The 17,090-nt window shown below is 34.9% G+C and carries 16 protein-coding genes; 4 read left to right on the top strand and 12 right to left on the bottom strand.

What is annotated here, in order from left to right; translation table 11 throughout:
- The first annotated feature begins 4 nt into the window (after window positions 1–4).
- Window positions 5–898 (top strand): hypothetical protein, encoded by an 894-nt coding sequence (locus CLV55_RS11540; protein WP_170122258.1) that lies wholly within the window; start codon window positions 5–7, stop codon window positions 896–898.
- A gap of 50 nt (window positions 899–948) precedes the next feature.
- On the opposite strand, the gene CLV55_RS11535 is transcribed toward CLV55_RS11540, so the two are convergent.
- From CLV55_RS11535 to CLV55_RS11485, 11 genes are all read right to left on the bottom strand, one after another.
- Window positions 949–1,296, bottom strand: a complete 348-nt coding sequence (locus CLV55_RS11535) for a DUF1801 domain-containing protein (RefSeq protein ID WP_112113956.1) — start codon at window positions 1,294–1,296, stop codon at window positions 949–951.
- Between the two features lie 13 nt (window positions 1,297–1,309).
- Window positions 1,310–2,677, bottom strand: a complete 1,368-nt coding sequence (locus CLV55_RS11530; RefSeq protein ID WP_112113955.1) for a M28 family peptidase — start codon at window positions 2,675–2,677, stop codon at window positions 1,310–1,312.
- Between the two features lie 216 nt (window positions 2,678–2,893).
- Window positions 2,894–3,124: a YdcH family protein gene (locus CLV55_RS11525; protein ID WP_112113954.1), complete on the bottom strand. Its 231-nt coding sequence runs from the start codon at window positions 3,122–3,124 to the stop codon at window positions 2,894–2,896.
- Window positions 3,125–3,155: 31 nt separating this feature from the next.
- Window positions 3,156–3,857 (bottom strand): sulfite exporter TauE/SafE family protein, encoded by a 702-nt coding sequence (locus tag CLV55_RS11520; RefSeq protein ID WP_112113953.1) that lies wholly within the window; start codon window positions 3,855–3,857, stop codon window positions 3,156–3,158.
- 15 nt (window positions 3,858–3,872) lie between these two features.
- A complete protein-coding gene (locus CLV55_RS11515) occupies window positions 3,873–4,325 on the bottom strand; it encodes a FixH family protein (RefSeq protein ID WP_112113952.1) in 453 nt (150 codons plus the stop codon).
- A 52-nt stretch (window positions 4,326–4,377) separates the two neighbouring features.
- A complete protein-coding gene (gene ccoG, locus CLV55_RS11510) occupies window positions 4,378–5,796 on the bottom strand; it encodes a cytochrome c oxidase accessory protein CcoG (protein WP_112113951.1) in 1,419 nt (472 codons plus the stop codon).
- A gap of 69 nt (window positions 5,797–5,865) precedes the next feature.
- Window positions 5,866–6,807: a cbb3-type cytochrome c oxidase N-terminal domain-containing protein gene (locus CLV55_RS11505; RefSeq protein WP_112113950.1), complete on the bottom strand. Its 942-nt coding sequence runs from the start codon at window positions 6,805–6,807 to the stop codon at window positions 5,866–5,868.
- A 20-nt stretch (window positions 6,808–6,827) separates the two neighbouring features.
- The gene (locus CLV55_RS11500; protein ID WP_112113949.1) at window positions 6,828–6,995 is read right to left on the bottom strand and encodes a CcoQ/FixQ family Cbb3-type cytochrome c oxidase assembly chaperone; all 168 of its coding nucleotides are present in this window, start codon (window positions 6,993–6,995) and stop codon (window positions 6,828–6,830) included.
- Window positions 6,996–7,000: 5 nt separating this feature from the next.
- Complete coding sequence (ccoN, locus tag CLV55_RS11495) at window positions 7,001–9,178, bottom strand: cytochrome-c oxidase, cbb3-type subunit I (RefSeq protein ID WP_112113948.1); 2,178 nt, start codon at window positions 9,176–9,178, stop codon at window positions 7,001–7,003.
- A gap of 2 nt (window positions 9,179–9,180) precedes the next feature.
- Window positions 9,181–9,375 (bottom strand): cbb3-type cytochrome oxidase assembly protein CcoS, encoded by a 195-nt coding sequence (gene ccoS, locus CLV55_RS11490; RefSeq protein WP_112113947.1) that lies wholly within the window; start codon window positions 9,373–9,375, stop codon window positions 9,181–9,183.
- A gap of 91 nt (window positions 9,376–9,466) precedes the next feature.
- Window positions 9,467–11,845: a heavy metal translocating P-type ATPase metal-binding domain-containing protein gene (locus CLV55_RS11485; RefSeq protein ID WP_112113946.1), complete on the bottom strand. Its 2,379-nt coding sequence runs from the start codon at window positions 11,843–11,845 to the stop codon at window positions 9,467–9,469.
- A gap of 367 nt (window positions 11,846–12,212) precedes the next feature.
- Between CLV55_RS11485 and CLV55_RS11480 the strand changes: the two genes are divergently transcribed.
- The gene (locus tag CLV55_RS11480) at window positions 12,213–13,637 is read left to right on the top strand and encodes an ATP-dependent DNA helicase (RefSeq protein ID WP_112113945.1); all 1,425 of its coding nucleotides are present in this window, start codon (window positions 12,213–12,215) and stop codon (window positions 13,635–13,637) included.
- A gap of 207 nt (window positions 13,638–13,844) precedes the next feature.
- On the opposite strand, the gene CLV55_RS11475 is transcribed toward CLV55_RS11480, so the two are convergent.
- Window positions 13,845–14,339 (bottom strand): GNAT family N-acetyltransferase, encoded by a 495-nt coding sequence (locus CLV55_RS11475; protein ID WP_112113944.1) that lies wholly within the window; start codon window positions 14,337–14,339, stop codon window positions 13,845–13,847.
- Window positions 14,340–14,482: 143 nt separating this feature from the next.
- Between CLV55_RS11475 and menD the strand changes: the two genes are divergently transcribed.
- On the top strand, window positions 14,483–16,144 hold the full coding sequence (gene menD / locus CLV55_RS11470; RefSeq protein WP_112113943.1) for a 2-succinyl-5-enolpyruvyl-6-hydroxy-3-cyclohexene-1-carboxylic-acid synthase: 1,662 nt from the start codon (window positions 14,483–14,485) through the stop codon (window positions 16,142–16,144).
- 22 nt (window positions 16,145–16,166) lie between these two features.
- Complete coding sequence (locus CLV55_RS11465; protein WP_112113942.1) at window positions 16,167–16,994, top strand: CvfB family protein; 828 nt, start codon at window positions 16,167–16,169, stop codon at window positions 16,992–16,994.
- Window positions 16,995–17,090: the final 96 nt, after the last annotated feature.

Below are 17,090 nucleotides of genomic sequence, written 5' to 3'. Positions count from 1 at the left end.
AACTATGTTATTCAAATCAGCATGTACGTTCTTGTTCTTTATAGGGCTTACTGTATCTACGCTTCAAGCGCAAGAAAATCCAAATCCAGAAAAATATACCGCACACAACAAAGGAAAGTTTTATTTCTATTGGGGTGGTAATCGTGAAAATTATACCAAATCGGATATTCACTTTAAGGGCGATAATTACGATTTTACGGTTTATGATGCTATAGCAGATGATAAACCAAAAGGTTGGCATGTTGATTATATTAATCCTGGAAGAATGACAATACCACAAACGAATTTCAGAATGGGGTATTTCATTAACGATCATTACAATATTTCAGTAGGGTTAGACCACATGAAATATGTGATGCGTCAAGATCAATGGGCAAACGTATCGGGATATGTAAATTTACCTTCATCAGATACAGGATCGATGTATAATGGAACGTATAACAATACACCAGTGAATTTTTATCAAAATTATATTGATTACGACCACGGAACGCCTTTTCCTTTTTTAACTTTCGAACATACCGATGGATTAAATTATGTAAATACTGAGTTTTGTAGAGTAGATGATATTTCCAAAATCTTTGGCATCACAAATACCGATGTTTTTCAGATAAACTTAACAGAGGGAGTTGGAGGTGGATTTTTATATCCAAAAACTAACGCACAAATTTTAGGGTATAAAAGACATGATGATTTTCATGTGTCTGGATATGGCGTTTCTGCTAAAGCGGGTTTGAATCTAACCGTATTAAAATACTTTTTCGTGCAATTAGAATTAAAAGGAGGCTATATCAATATGCCTGATATTCGTACTACTGCAGTTACTAACGATACCGCAAGTCAGCATTTTATGTTTTTACAACGAATTGTTTCTTTTGGTGGAATATTCAAAATATAATTTTTGATAATGAAATATAAGAAGGGTTTGAATTTTCAAGCCCTTTTTTGTTAGTATAAAGACATAGCTTCTGTCAGTACCGATAGCAATTGGTTGTGGTCAATGGCTTCCAAACTGCTGTAACGTAACGATTTTACGGTGTTTCTATTTTCAGATATCAAAATATCTTGATTGTATTTGAGCTGAAACCCTTTAGCAATTCCCAAATCAACATAATTTTTTTTAATATTTGGGGCTAGGTAGCAAAACGGTTTTTGATTACAATAAAAATAAGGTACACCATATTTGAATTCTAAAGTGAGCGCATTAAAAGAACCCGAAATCACAGCTATTAAATGCAAAACTATCGCTTTATAGGGTTCGGGTTGATTTAGAATAAAGGCATCAACAGGTTTCATTTCAATGCATATATTAAGGCATACTGTATTTGTCAAATAAATAAACTAAAGCTGTCATGGTCGCTGCGCCAAGCTCCAATTCTCTTTTATTTACAGCATCAAAGCGGTCATTTCCTGCATGATGATAGTCAAAGTATCGTTGCGAATCGGGATATAATCCCACTTTTACAATATTTTCAGAGGCAATGGGTTCGACATCTGTTCCCGAATGCCCTTTTTGGAACACATGAATCAAATAGGGTTCGAAAAGCGATTTCCAACCTACTATTTTGGCATATTGTGCCTCGGACGCATCAATGGAAAATCCACGAGGCGAGAATCCACCCGAATCACTTTCCATAGCTAAGATATGATTTTCTTTTTTGAGTTGGGCTTCTTCACCATATTTTAGAGCCCCTTTTATGCCATTTTCTTCGTTCATAAATAATACAACACGTAGTGTGTTTTTTGGGGTGTAATGTAGTTTTTTTAACAACTCAAGAACGGCTATACTTTGTACACAACCTGCGCCATCATCTTGAGCACCATCGCCCAAATCCCATGAATCGAGATGGCCTCCCACAACCATGATGTTTTCGGGGTGTTCACTTCCTTTGATTTCCCCAATAACATTATAAGACAATACGTCGCCTTCATAGACGCATTGCTGATTAAAATAGAATGAAAGGTTTTGATGAGCTTTAATTAATGCACTCAATTGTTCGGCACCTCGTGTAGATATCGCTGCGGCTGGAATTCTTTGTGCCGCTGGAATGTCTTTATAATTAGTCATTCCTGTATGAGGCAAATCGTCTAAACGCAAATTCATGGAGCGAACAATTACACCCAAAGCTCCCAATATACCTGCTTCACGAGCACCAGAAGAACGCTGGTCTACACAACTGCCATAGGCTTGAAACGTTTCAATAAACTCAGGATTCATAGGACGGTTGTAAAACACAATTTTTCCTTTGATTCGATCGCCTAAAGCTATCATTTCTTCTATGCTTTTCACTTCTATTATAGGAGCGGTGAGTCCGTTTTTGGATGTACCCACAGAAAGCCCCAAAGCACAAATAGGAAATTCTATTTTTTGTTGTCCAACAAGAGCATAAGCAGTTTCTTTAGGGCCACGTACCCATTTTGGAACCATAACTTCTTGTAGGTAGACTCGGTCTAGCCCAAGCGCTTTCATTTCTTTTTGAGTATAGGCAACGGCCAATGCAGCTCCTTTAGACCCCGATAATCGTGCGCCAATTTTATTAGATAGACTGTCAAGCCAAGTGTAGCATTGACTTTGTGTGAGCGCTGAGGTGTAGATTTTTTGGAGCATCAAGGAATCCTTTTCTTGTCCATATAGAGAAATCCCAATAAGCATTAAAAGAAATAATAGTTTTTTCATTTTGTTTCATTTTCTGTATGTTCAAAGATACAATAATTTTCGATTTGCTTAAATTGCTGTGAAGGGTTTGAAAGTTAATGAGGTTTATAAAGTTTATAAGAATGAAGTTATTTTTTGCATCCAAATAATCTAAAATTCTAATAATCTTACAATCTAAGATTAGCATAAAAAAAAGCACATCGTGAAATGTGCTTTTTTTGTAAAACTTGCGTACTCTTATTTGTTGAGGTGCGAATATATTTCATCTTTAAGATGTAGTAATTTGGCTTTAAGAGTGTGAGCAAACTCATCAATTACAACAGCTTCTCCTGTATTGATTCGGTTTACTTCTTCTTCAACTTTATGATATTCTTCAAAAAGTTCATTGAAATGCGCATCACTTGCTTTAAGTTGTGCGATTTTTTCTTGGTGTTCTGGGAACTCGTGGATTAAATCGTGTCTTTCCATAATTTTTAGTTTTAGATTAATTAATTTGTTTTTAGTGACAAGAGGCGTTGGCTTTTACAAATAAATTTAGGGCACTTGGAGATACATAAGGAATCCCTAATCCAAGTCCTCTTAGAATAAAAAGGACTCCAATGCAAACAATTACAATAGGAATCATTTTTTGTATTTGAGTTCGAAGTGGAGTAGTCAATCGGTGGGAGAGCAGCACTACGGCACTCATCAATGGGATGGTTCCTACACCGTACAAAAAGAGGTATAGAATACTTTGAGCTAAATTGGGCATGGCCATAGCACCAAACAAGGCAGCATATACCAAACCACAAGGCAAGAATCCATTTAGTAATCCTATGGTAAACAAGGCATCGGGGCTTTTTCGTTTGAATTGTGCTCCCAAGCTTCTTTTAACCCATGCAATTGCTTTATAAACAGGTGTAGAAAAGTTATATTTCATAAATACTTTTTCAGGAATCAACGCAATAGTAATCATAAACAATCCCATGACAATCGATAATTGTTGCTGCATACCCGCTAGGTAAAATCCCCTTCCAAATAATCCAAAAATCAATCCTAATGAGGCATAAGCAGTGAGTCTACCACTATGATACAGCATGATTTGAATGATTTTTTTGGCAGGATTGCTTCGTTCTATAGGCAACATCATAGCAATGGGTCCGCACATACCAATGCAGTGCAAACTACTGATTAAGCCAAAAATGAAAGCAGAATAAAGCATTATGAATGAGTTAGATTATTGTTTAAAATAAAGGTCTTCTTTATTTAAAAATTTCTTTCCCTGATAGGTCCAATCTATAGAAATGCCCCAACGACCGCCAACCAGGTTCTTTTTAGGTATGAGCAAATGTGGACTAGATAATGAAAGTGGTACTTCAAAATCTAATTTCTGATTTGACGGTCGGTATAGAGACACTTTTCCTTGAATTTCGCTGCAATTAAAATCGGAAGGAAAGTCAATATAGATTCCTTCTGATGTGGTTTGAATGGCTACTTTTTGCTTTAAATCGTAGGCATTTTGTTCTTTGTCTAAATCTTGTTGTGCCAGTAGTTCTTTTTTATAATACTCGTTGACAACAAATTCGTTATCATAATTACTGTTAGTTTGTACTTTGATAATAAAATACAAAATGAATCCCATAAATAGTGCAAAGGCAATTAGAATTCCTTTTCCCCAATTGATTTTCATAATTTTTAATGTTATTGGTTAGTTGTTCTCTTTTATAAATAAAAGATTTTTTTTAATTAAAACTTCTGGGACCGATGAAATTGGTTGTTTCAGTATCAATTAAATTAGCGCCATTGTATACTTCAATTTTTAAATTTGTTTTATCTCCCTCTAATAAAGCAGGGTTAATCTCAATAAACAAGGTTCCTTCAGATAAGTCTTGTTTTTTTACCACAAAATGATCTTTTCCTACCAGAGTTATGGTTCCTTTTGGGGACACCAATTTGAAGAACACATTATTAAAGTCTTTCTCCGTTTTATTGACCACTTTAAACGTATATACATTACTGATATTAGCTCCTTTGTGTTGAAATAATTGACCAGGTAAATGCAGTATGGTTGCTTCTACATCGTTTCGTAGGAATAGCATCCCAATAAAAACACCTGTCAATATGAAAAGAACAGAGGCATAGCCTTTCATTCTAGTGGTGAAAACAAATTTTTCTTTTTTCACAATTTCGTCTTCACTGGCATAACGAATGAGTCCTTTAGGTATTCCAACACTTTCCATAATCGTGTCACATTCATCAATACATGCGGTACAATTAATGCATTCTAATTGAGTCCCATTGCGTATGTCAATTCCTGTTGGACATACATGGACACACAATTTACAGTCAATACAATCTCCTTTGCCTGTCGTTGCCCGATCTTCTTGTTTGTTAAATTTAGCTCTACCTAACTCTTTTTCACCTCGAACATGGTCGTAGGCTACTATAATCGATTTGTTGTCCAATAAAACTCCTTGAAGTCTACCATAAGGACAAGCAATGATACATACTTGCTCTCTAAACCACATGTATATGAAATAGAAAACAGCAGTAAAAATTAATAAAGCAATTAGAGTACTTGAGTTTTTTGACGGACCTTCTTCAATTAAAAGAAGTAATTTGTCGCTGCTAATGAGGTAAGCTAAAAAAACATTAGCGATAAAAAACGAAACGATGAAAAAGACAATCCATTTGGTGACTCTTTTTCTAATCTTCTCGGCATCCCAAGCTTGTTTTTCCAATCTAATTTGTGCCCCTCTATCGCCTTCAATCCAATATTCAAGTCTGCGAAATACCATTTCCATAAAAATGGTTTGCGGACAAAACCACCCACAAAAGATTCGACCAAAAGCAACTGTAAATAGTGCTAAACTCACCACACCGATTATCATAATGATTACAAAAATGTGAAAATCTTGTGGCCAAAAGGGAAAACTAAAAATGTTAAATCGTCGTTCTAAAACGTTGAACATTAAAAATTGATTTCCGTTGATTTTTACAAAAGGCGCAGAAAACAAAAATAGGAGTAACGTATAGCTTAGCCATTTCCTTTTATCATAAAATGGACCACTTGGTTTTTTGGGAAAAATCCAAGAACGTTTTCCATCTTTATTAATGGTGGCAATACTATCTCTAAAACTATCGTCGTGTATGTCAGACATGGTGCAAAGTGTTTATATTAATTTACAAGTCCCGATGAGACACTATCGGGACTTGTTTTTTATGGATTTTTATTTGACTGCAACTTTAGTGCTATCCGCTACAGGTTTAGTAGCATCTTTTGGAGCATTTTCATCGACCCATTTTTTTGCTTCAGGTTCTGTTGGTTTTGGATTTTGTGGTTTTGAACCTTGTAATGAAAGTACATAACTCGCTACTTTTTGAATTTCAGTAGGTTTGATAGTCGCTTTCCAAGAAACCATTCCTTTTCCGTCACGTCCTCCTTCCATAATAGTATTGAAAACATTTTTGATTCCACCACCATTAATCCACATATCATCAGTTAGGTTAGGACCAATTTGTCCACCCGCATCGGCTCGGTGACAAGGAATACAGTTTTTTGTAAAGATTTCTTTACCCGCTGCCAAACTCGCTGCATCTGTTAGTAAAGTTACTTTTTCTTTATTCATTTGATCGGGAGCGGTTTTATTGTACTCGTCAACAGCAATTTTAGCTGCTGCTACTTCTTTGTCAAATTCAACGGCTTGAGTATCTCCTCCAAACATGTGGAAGCGAACTAAATAGATTCCTGCAAAAATGATGGTACCATAGAACAAATACACCCACCATGGCGGTAATACGTTATCTAACTCACGAATACCGTCATAATTATGGTCTAACATCACATCAGCCTCTTGCCCAAGGGCATGAGAACGAGTTAGTTTTTTCATAATGTTTTTATAGAACGCACGTTCGGTAATAGGAAGAGATTGTGCTTCGTCTAATTGTTTTTTCTGTTCTTCAGTAAGCATGTGGTAGGTGACCTTATCTACTGCACTAACAACTATTTCAATTGCAATTAATAGGAATAAAAATACACCTAAAAATAGCATGACCATTGGGTACTTTATGAAAGCTGGTTGATCTCCAGAATCGATAAAATACTCCATTGCACCAAAAACTAGGGCAAAAATCAATGGTACTCTTACGTATGATGGAATTATTTTTTTCATTTCTTTAAAACTTTAGATAATTATTCTTTGATTGGTAATTCACTTAATTCTTCAATTTTTTCTTTTTTATAGGTAAAGACCCATATAAAGAGACCTACGAAGAATGTAAAGAATATCAGCAAGGAGGTTACGGGATATACCGCTACACCTGCAATTGTTTCTAAATTATGTTGAACAAACTTTAACATAGTCTTTATTTTTTAACTTTTAAATCTGTTCCTAATCTTTGTAAGTAAGCAATCATTGCTACAATTTCTCTATCTTTCATAGAAACAAAAGTTTCCCCTTTTGCAGCAGCTTTTTGTTTGCTTTCCTCATATGATTTTACAAAATCAGGATCATTAGTTAAGTTTTTCTCAATAACAGAGGCTTGTTCTTGAATGCTTTTTTGAGCGTTTGCAATATCCTCATCTGTGTAACGAACACCTAATGTGCGCATCGCTTTCATTTTAGCTTCCGTCAAAGAATAATCCATTGCTTTATTATCAAATAACCATGTATAGGCAGGCATAATAGAACCAGGAGACGTACTTCTTGGATCCCACATGTGGTTGAAATGCCAATTGTCATTGTATTTTCCTCCTAAACGGTGCAAGTCTGGTCCAGTTCTTTTAGAACCCCATAAGAACGGATGGTCATAAACATATTCACCTGCTTTAGAATAATCTCCATAACGCGCAACTTCAGAACGGAATGGACGAATCATTTGAGAGTGACATCCCACACAACCTTCACGGATGTATAAATCACGTCCTTCTAATTCTAATGGAGAATAGGGTTTTACGGAACTAATAGTTGGAATATTAGATTTTACCATGATGGTAGGTACAATTTGAATAATACCTCCAATTAAGATGGCTACTGTAGCTAACAAGGTTAATTGAATAGGTCTTCTTTCTAACCAACCATGCCATTTTTCACCTTTTAATCGGCCTGTGCTTATTTTTTGTAAAGCTGGAGCTTCTGCCAATTCATCTTCAACAGCAGATCCTTGACGAACCGTTTTCACAATATTGTAAACCAATACTATAATACCTGTTAGATACAATGTACCTCCAATAGCTCTCATCCAATACATTGGCATCAATTGAGTCACTGTTTCTAGGAAGTTACCATATTGTAAGGTTCCGTCTGGTTTGAATTGTTTCCACATAGAAGCTTGAGTAAATCCAGAAACATACATAGGTAGGGCATACAACACGATACCTAAAGTACCAATCCAAAAATGGAAGTTTGCCAATTTTTTAGAGAATAATTCCGTTTTCATCATTCTAGGGATTACCCAATAAATGATACCAAACGACATAAATCCATTCCAAGCTAAGGCTCCAACGTGAACGTGAGCAATAATCCAATCGGTAAAGTGTGCAATAGCATTGACGTTTTTAAGAGATAACATAGGACCTTCAAAGGTAGCCATACCATACCCTGTAATGGCTACTACGAAGAATTTTAACACAGGTTCTTCTCGTACTTTATCCCATACGCCTCTAAGCGTTAACAATCCATTAATCATACCTCCCCATGATGGAGCAATCAACATTACAGAGAATACTACTCCAAGATTTTGTGCCCAGTCTGGAAGTGCTGAATACAATAAGTGGTGAGGTCCAGCCCATATGTATAAGAAGATCAAAGACCAGAAGTGAATGATAGATAATCTATAAGAATATACTGGACGATTGGCTGCTTTTGGCACGAAATAGTACATCAATCCTAAGAACGGAGTCGTTAAGAAAAAGGCTACTGCATTGTGTCCATACCACCATTGTACTAAGGCGTCTTGTACACCTGCGTATACAGAATATGATTTTAAACCAGATACTGGAATTTCTAAACTGTTAAAGATGTGAAGTACTGCAACTGTAACAAATGTAGCAATATAAAACCAAATGGCTACATAAAGGTGGCGTTCTCTTCTTTTTAAAATAGTTCCAATCATGTTGATACCAAATACGACCCAAATTAAAGCAATGGCAATATCAATTGGCCATTCTAATTCTGCGTATTCTTTAGAAGTTGTTATCCCTAAAGGTAAGGTAACTGCAGCAGCCACAATGATTAATTGCCATCCCCAAAAATGAAGGTTACTTAAAAAATCACTAAAGAGACGTGCTTTTAAAAGGCGTTGCAAAGAATAGTAAATTCCCGCAAACATTGCATTCCCTACAAAGGCAAAAATAACTGCATTGGTGTGTAAAGGTCTTAATCTTCCGAAACTTAAAAACGATACTCCGTTTGTTAAAGTTGGAAAAAGAAACAGTACGGCTAAGATGAGCCCTACTAACATCCCTACAATACCAAATAAGATACTTGCGTAGAGAAATTTCTTTACAATTTTGTTGTCGTAATAAAATTGTTGCATTTCCATAATTAAATTGGTTTTTGTTCTTCTTTTTTGTTTGTACTTGTTTTGGTTTTTATTTTCAACTCATCGTCAAATAACATTCTGACTGATGGGGTGTAATCGTCGTCAAACTGTCCGCTTCGAACCGCTCTAATAAAAGCATATAAAAAAGCTACAGCTACAATGATACTTATCGAGATTAATAAATAGATGACACTCATACCTTACATTTGTGTTAACAAAGTTACTTCTGTTCGTTATTTTAAAATATGATATTTATCATGCTTAAAAAAAGGAAGCATTTTGTGACTTTTATTTGGATATTTTAGAATACATATTACTCATTATGGTTACAAAACTGACTATAGTTACCGTGCTGAGTGGCATGATGATAGCTGCCACAATTGGTATTAAATTTCCAGTTACAGCAAAGCTCAAGCCAACTACATTATATAGTAGAGATATTGCAAAACTGATGTAAATCGTTTTCATAGCATTTTTAGAATACGACATAAAATAGGCAATTTTATGGAATTGTGAGGCGTCTAATATGCCATCACAAGCAGGAGAAAACACATTGACATTTTCAGAAATTGAAATACCAATGTTACTTTGTGCCAATGCCCCAGCATCATTGAGTCCGTCGCCCACCATCATTACATTGCGTCCGCTTTTTTGTAATTGTTCGATGTATTGTAATTTTTCCTCTGGTTTTTGGTTGAAAACGAGAGTGGTGCTGGTAGGGAGCATTTTTTCTAAAATCTTACGCTCGCCATCATTATCTCCAGAAAGGACTACTAATTGATATTTTTTTGTCAATTTTTCAAACAAGTGTTCCAATCCTGCACGGTATTGGTTGTTGAATACATAACTTCCTTTATATACGCCATCTATTTCTACGTGAACTTTGGTTTTTTTATGAGTATTTTCACTCATGTGTTTTAAAAACTGTGAAGAGCCTAGTTTGATTGTTCCTTCAGAGAATACGGCTTCTATTCCTTTACCTGTTATTTCTTCAAAATGATTCGGAACGAGTCGCTCTTGTTTTGGGATATACTCATATAATCGTCTACTCAACGGATGATTAGACCCTCTAAGCGTGTTTGCTAAAAGTTGTAATTCGAAGGCGTTTAACGGAGTGCCCTCATACGAAATGGCTGTTTTCTTGTTGGTAGTAATGGTTCCCGTTTTGTCAAAAACAATCGTATCTACTTTAGCCAATTGTTCGATTACGGTAGCATTTTTTAAGTACAATTTCTGATAGCCCATGATGCGTAAGACGTTTCCTAAGGTAAAAGGAGCTGTCAAGGCTAACGCACAAGGGCAAGCTACAATTAAGATAGCGGTAAACACATTGAAAGCTGTATCGACACTTATAAAAATCCAATATAAAAAAGAGATTACTGCTAATCCCAAAAGAGCGGGTGTAAAATAGCGGCTAATGGTGTCAGTGATGGTTTTGTGTTTTTGGTCAACTTTTTTCTGAAAAACATCATTACTCCATAATTGGGTTAGGTAACTTTGAGACACCGAAAATAATACTTCCATTTCAATACTATTACCTAGTTGTTTGCCACCAGCATAAAGTTTGTCTCCCGATTTTTTTTCAATCGGAACCGCTTCTCCAGTTACAAAACTATAATCAATGGATGCTTTTTCAGAAATTAGAATACCATCAACAGGAAGTAACTCCTGATTTCGAATCAGCAACCGATCGCCTTTTTCTATTGCATAGACCTGTACGGGGACTTCGGTTCCATCGGGTAAAATTTTAGTAATCGCAATAGGGAAATAAGACTTATAATCACGTTCAAAAGACAAGAAGCTGTAGGTTTTCATTTGGAATAATTTCCCTAAGAGCATAAAGAAAATCAATCCACACATGCTGTCAAAGAATCCTTGCCCATAGCCAAAAAGGATGTCAATGGTACTTCTCACAAACATAACGACAATTCCTAATGCAATCGGAATTTCAATATTGAGTAGTCCTGCTTTGATGCTTTTCCAAGCGGCAACATAATACCCACTCGCCGAATAGAGAAAGGAGGGGAGTGAAAGAGCAAAAATTAACCAGCGTAAAAACCCACGGTATTGATTAATCCAAAATTCATTGACTTCAAAATATTCGGGAAACGACAACAACATGATGTTTCCGAAACAGAAAAAGGCTACGCCAATTTTGTAGATTAAACTTCGGTCAACTGGTTTTTTTCCTTCATCATAGTTCTCCAAACTAATGTAAGGTTCATAGCCTATGGAACAAAGCAATTCTACAATTTTTTTTAATTGGGTTTGATTTTGGTTATAGGTGATTCGTACATTCTTTTCCGGAAAATTAACCGTCGAAATTGAAATGCCAGGTTGTAGCTTTTGAAGATTTTCTAAAATCCAAATACACGAACTGCAATGGATATGTGGAATGTATAACGTAATGATATGCGTATCGTTTTCCTCAAAGTCTAACAATTTTGATACGATGGTCGTATCGTCTAAAAAATCATATTTTCCATTAATATCCTGTGGTGTAGCGCCAGGTGCTGCTTGAAAGTCGTAGTAACAAGACAAATCGTTTTGACTAAAAATTTCATACACCGTTTTGCAACCGTTGCAACAAAAATCCTTTTCGTCAAACGTTATTTTGTCTTTTGCTATGATTTCAATACCACAATGGAAACATTTTTCTGTATCCATAATTTGCTCATTTTTTACCTGGTACAAATTTGTTTCATAAAAAAGAATAAAAAAATGATAAATGTCATTCTTCGTTTTAAGATTTTATTAACAAATGTTTTTGTGTAAGTTATGATCATATTATCATTTTTATAGTTCTAACTATTTTAAGAGTTGTTTCGAATTTGTTACATTTTTTTGATGGCAGTATGATGTAGAATCGAAATGGAAACTTATTGTTTTTTTTCATACATTTCGGCATCATTAAATGAATAAAGAAATGTTAAATAAAAAACATCAAAGCTAGGTAATGCTTTATGAGACAATTATTTAATAATGATTAAAAATTATATGTCAAAAGTATACTAAGCTTTTCATTACATTCAACATGAGTCAACCGCCCTTTTATTCGATAGTATCACGAAGTTTTCCTTATACACCAACATTAAAGCAATCTGTTTTTTTTCAAAAAATAGCGTCTTTTTTAGAACAAGAGAGGCAAAACAGTATTTTTGTCTTAAAAGGTTTTGCGGGTACAGGTAAAACAACACTGATTGCCACTCTAGTTGACAATTTACCTGCAATTAACAAAAAATATGTGTTACTCGCTCCTACTGGGCGTGCAGCAAAAGTGATAGCAGGGTATTCTAATAAGCCTGCATTTACAATTCATAAAAAAATCTATTTTCCTAAGAAGAAAAATGGAGGAGGGGTTTCATATACATTACAACAAAACAAACATAAAGATACACTTTTTATTGTTGATGAAGCTTCTATGATTTCTAACCAAACAAATGACAGTAAATTTTATGAAAATGGAAGTCTTCTAGATGATTTAATCTCTTATGTTTATGAAGGTAAAAATTGTAAATTACTTTTGTTAGGGGATACGGCACAATTACCACCTGTAAACTCTGAACTTTCTCCAGCACTCGATGCAGAAACCTTAGAACGTTATTATGATAAAAAAGTAGATTCTATTGAGCTTGACGAAGTGATGCGACAAGAATTGGATTCAGGAATTTTATATAATGCTACAACACTCCGAAATTTGCTCACGGATGATTATATAGACAAAATATCCATTAATCTTAAAGGATTTAAAGATATTATTCGATTGGTTGATGGTTACGAAATTCAGGATGCCATTAATCAGGCATATAGTGATTTTTCTATTGAAGACACTACCTTTATTGTTCGTTCCAATAAGCGCGCCAATCAATACAATCAACAGATTCGATCTAGGATTTTATTCAAAGAAAGCGAATTGGCTGTTGGTGATTTGCTAATGGTAGTGAAGAATAATTATTTTTGGTTGAAAGAAAAAGACGAAGCTGGATTTATTGCTAATGGAGATATTATAGAAGTATTAGAATTATTTTCATTTATAAAATTATACGGTTTTTCATTTGCAAAAGTTAAAATTAGAATGATCGATTATCCCAATCAGGCGCCATTCGAAACACTACTTCTTCTAGATACTTTAGAAAGCGAAACACCTTCCTTATCTTATGAACAGTCTATGACATTGTTTGAAGAAGTGCTAAAAGATTATGATTATTTGCCTTCTAAATACCAACGCATGCAAAAAGCAAAAGAAAATGAGTATTTAAATGCCTTACAAGTGAAGTTCTCTTATGCTATTACCTGTCATAAATCGCAAGGTGGTCAATGGAATACTGTTTTTATAGAGCAACCTTATCTGCCTTCAGGTATTGATAGAGAGTATATTCGTTGGTTATATACAGCTGTAACGAGAGCTAAAGACAAATTGTATTTAATTGGTTTTTCAGAGGATGATTTTGAATTATAAATTTGTTAATACAAATGAAATACACTATTCAGTTAGTAATCTTGAAAAAAATATTGACGATTAAGTAGAGTACAAGTGAAGATGTTTGTTCTTTAGTTGGTTGAATTTAAGAGTTTAATTCAGGCTGAATTTTTTTTTTAGAATAGAAATTCATTGTTAAAAAAACTCAGCAAACTATTGAAAAATAGAAAACAAGTGTTTTCAGGGTTACAACATTTTTTGCATAAAAATACTATCCAACCAACGGCCAAATTTAAAACCAGTTTCACGAATTGTTCCAACGATTTCAAACCCCATTAGCTTATGAAACATAATACTCTCTTCGTTTTCAGCATCAATAACCCCAATAATGGTGTGTTTATTTTGTGCTTTGGCCGAGTCAACTAATGATTTTAACAATCTTTTTCCAATTCCATTTCCTTTATAATTTTGATGTACATAGACTGAATGTTCTACCGTAAATTGATAGGCGTCTTTGTAGCGAAAATCACTATAGGTTCCATACCCTACCACTAATTCGTTGACAACTGCAACATTAATAGGAAAGCCTTTATGCAATTGGATTTCAAATAACTTTTGTTGGTGTTCTAATGTACGTGGGTGGTAGTCATAGAGCGCCGTACTGTTAGTAATCGCTTCATTAATAATATCTAGAAGAGCAGGTGTGTCTTGAGTTTGAAAAGGTCGTATGCTGATTTCCATTTTGAGTAAGAAAAAAACAAAGATAAAGCTTTTGAGTTCAATTCGAAAAGAGTCATTAAATAAGTAATAGAATAAAAATTGACACATTCATTAATATAATCCTTTTCAACTTTGTACCTTTGCAAGGCTTACAATATGTATAGATGAAATATCCTAAAATACCTTTAGCGCAGTCAATAATAGAAATTTTTCGCACCAAAGGAATTCAAAATATAGTTCTTTCCCCTGGTTCTCGAAATGCACCGCTTACGCTCGGTTTTGCTTCTCAGACCTATTTCAAATGTTACAGTATTGTTGACGAACGTTCGGCCGCTTTTTTTGCCTTAGGGCTTGCTCAACAAATACAACAACCTGTAGCAGTGGTTTGTACGTCGGGTTCGGCATTGCTGAATTACTATCCAGCTTTTGCCGAAGCTTTTTATAGCCAGATTCCATTTGTCGTGGTTTCTGCCGATCGTCCACCTCATAAAATTGATATAGGGGATGGACAAACCATCCGACAAGAAAATGTTTTTGCCAATCATTCGCTATATAATGCTAATCTTTCTGAATGTGCTTCAGAAGCAAATGATAAACTTATTCAAGAAGCGCTTTCTATAGCTAAAACTCAAAATGGGCCAGTGCATATTAATGTTCCTTTTGAAGAACCATTATATGAAATGGTCAACGATTTATCGGTTTCTCCTTCTTGGTTTTCTGAAGAACCCCTTTTATCATCAACACCTGAAATTGAAGAGGAAGTACTTTCTATTTGGAATCAAGCGTCAAAAAAAATGGTGTTGGTAGGCGTTTGTACTCCCCGTACCGTGGCTCAACGCTATTTAGACCAATTAGCCCAAGATCCCTCGGTAGTGGTTATGATAGAAACGACGTCCAATTGGCATCATCCTCATTTCATCAACACCATAGATTCTATTATTACGCCATTTACAACTGAAGATTTTGAAGTCTTTCAACCTGATGTTTTGCTTACGCTAGGAGGGATGATTGTTTCAAAGCGTATCAAAGCTTTTTTGCGAAAATACCAACCGAAACATCATTGGCATGTCGATGCCCTTCGTGCCTATGATACGTTTGGATGTCTTACCAAACACTTTACTGTAACGCCGCAAGTTTTTTTTGAAGCTTTTTTGAGTAGGACAACATATCAACCAAGTCAATACAATCAATATGCACGAGCAATTCGCGACCGTCGTATGCAAAAGAGTCAAGCGTATTTGAGTCAGGTTCCTTTTTCAGATTTAAAAGTTTTCGAAATCATATTAGCGCAAATACCCAAAAACAGTCAATTGCAAATCAGTAATAGTGCTTCCATTCGATACGCCCAATTGTTTTCCATAGATTCTAGTATTGAGGTGTTTAGCAACCGAGGAACGAGTGGTATTGATGGAAGTACTTCAACAGCAATAGGTGCCGCTGTGGGAAGTCCTCGTCCAACGATCTGTATTACTGGTGATATAGGATTTTTTTACGACAGCAATGCATTGTGGAATACTTACATTCCCAAAAATTTTAAGTTGATACTCATCAATAATAGTGGAGGAGGAATTTTTAGAATTTTACCCGGACATCAAGAAACAGAGGTATTTCATACCTATTTTGAAACGACGCATCAATTGAATGCCGAACATTTGGCGAAAATGTATCAGTTCGAATATTTAGCTGCCCACGATATAGTATCTTTGCAAAAAGGATTGAGTGCTTTATGGACACACCATGAATCCCCGATGCTTTTAGAAGTATTTACTCCAACAGCAATGAATAACAAAATATTACAAGAATACTTTGAAGCTTTGGCTGATTAAGGTTCAAAAAAAAAACAAAAGAATGAATTTAGGACAATTCAATTCCTTAGAGATAGTAAGGAAAACAAAAGTGGGGTTATTTTTATCGGACGGAAAAGACGATGTATTACTTCCTAACAAGTATGTTCCCAAAGTATATGAAATAGGTGAAGAATTGCCTGTTTTTGTTTATTTAGATCATGAGGAACGCCCAGTGGCAACTACTTTGAAACCGTATATCCAACTTCATGAATTTGCACATTTGCGGGTAAATTACATCAATAAATTTGGAGCTTTTTTAGATTGGGGTTTAGAAAAAGATTTGTTTGTTCCTTTTAGAGAGCAAGCAAACCCTATGGAAAAAGACAAGCGCTATTTGGTTTATATGTATTTGGATGCACAAACAGGACGATTGGTTGCTTCCAGTAAAATAAACTCATTTTTTGAAACTCAAAATATTGCTCTTGAGGCACATCAAGAAGTTGATGCCATGATTTCACACGTATCCGACATCGGTATTAACGTGATTATCGAAAATAAATACAAAGGCTTAGTCTATAAAAATGAAATATATGACGATAGTTTGCGACCAGGAAAGAAATGTAAAGTTTACATAAAAAACATTCGCCCTGACGGTAAAATAGATGTGACGTTCCATAAAATAGGAGTTGACAATATAGAACTGAGTGCCCAACAAATATTAGGTGAACTTCGAGCCAACAAAGGATTCTTGCGGTTAAATGACAATTCACACCCTGAAGACATTAAAACAGTGTTGAAGATGAGCAAAAAGACCTTTAAAAAAGCGATCGGTCATTTATACAAAGAAAAGATAATTACCATCAAAGAAGAGGGTATTTACTTACTTTAAACGATTAAATCTCCACATTTCTTCTTTCAAATGTTAATTAATTCTTATTGAGTGTTGAAAGGTCTATTTTATTTGTATATTTGTATATACAAATAT

It is taken from the genome of Flavobacterium aciduliphilum (assembly GCF_003268855.1).
Classification (GTDB): Bacteria; Bacteroidota; Bacteroidia; order Flavobacteriales; family Flavobacteriaceae; genus Flavobacterium; species Flavobacterium aciduliphilum.
Note: the sequence above shows the minus strand (reverse complement) of the source record. Positions and strands in the feature narration are given on the sequence as shown.

Coding starts and splice junctions, on each gene's coding strand:
- CLV55_RS11540 (WP_170122258.1), top strand. CDS start 5: ATGTTATTCAAATCAGCATGTACGTTCTTGTTCTTTATAGGGCTTACT.
- CLV55_RS11535 (WP_112113956.1), bottom strand. CDS start 1,296: ATGAAACCTGTTGATGCCTTTATTCTAAATCAACCCGAACCCTATAAA.
- CLV55_RS11530 (WP_112113955.1), bottom strand. CDS start 2,677: ATGAAAAAACTATTATTTCTTTTAATGCTTATTGGGATTTCTCTATAT.
- CLV55_RS11525 (WP_112113954.1), bottom strand. CDS start 3,124: ATGGAAAGACACGATTTAATCCACGAGTTCCCAGAACACCAAGAAAAA.
- CLV55_RS11520 (WP_112113953.1), bottom strand. CDS start 3,857: ATGCTTTATTCTGCTTTCATTTTTGGCTTAATCAGTAGTTTGCACTGC.
- CLV55_RS11515 (WP_112113952.1), bottom strand. CDS start 4,325: ATGAAAATCAATTGGGGAAAAGGAATTCTAATTGCCTTTGCACTATTT.
- ccoG (WP_112113951.1), bottom strand. CDS start 5,796: ATGTCTGACATACACGACGATAGTTTTAGAGATAGTATTGCCACCATT.
- CLV55_RS11505 (WP_112113950.1), bottom strand. CDS start 6,807: ATGAAAAAAATAATTCCATCATACGTAAGAGTACCATTGATTTTTGCC.
- CLV55_RS11500 (WP_112113949.1), bottom strand. CDS start 6,995: ATGTTAAAGTTTGTTCAACATAATTTAGAAACAATTGCAGGTGTAGCG.
- ccoN (WP_112113948.1), bottom strand. CDS start 9,178: ATGGAAATGCAACAATTTTATTACGACAACAAAATTGTAAAGAAATTT.
- ccoS (WP_112113947.1), bottom strand. CDS start 9,375: ATGAGTGTCATCTATTTATTAATCTCGATAAGTATCATTGTAGCTGTA.
- CLV55_RS11485 (WP_112113946.1), bottom strand. CDS start 11,845: ATGGATACAGAAAAATGTTTCCATTGTGGTATTGAAATCATAGCAAAA.
- CLV55_RS11480 (WP_112113945.1), top strand. CDS start 12,213: ATGAGTCAACCGCCCTTTTATTCGATAGTATCACGAAGTTTTCCTTAT.
- CLV55_RS11475 (WP_112113944.1), bottom strand. CDS start 14,339: ATGGAAATCAGCATACGACCTTTTCAAACTCAAGACACACCTGCTCTT.
- menD (WP_112113943.1), top strand. CDS start 14,483: ATGAAATATCCTAAAATACCTTTAGCGCAGTCAATAATAGAAATTTTT.
- CLV55_RS11465 (WP_112113942.1), top strand. CDS start 16,167: ATGAATTTAGGACAATTCAATTCCTTAGAGATAGTAAGGAAAACAAAA.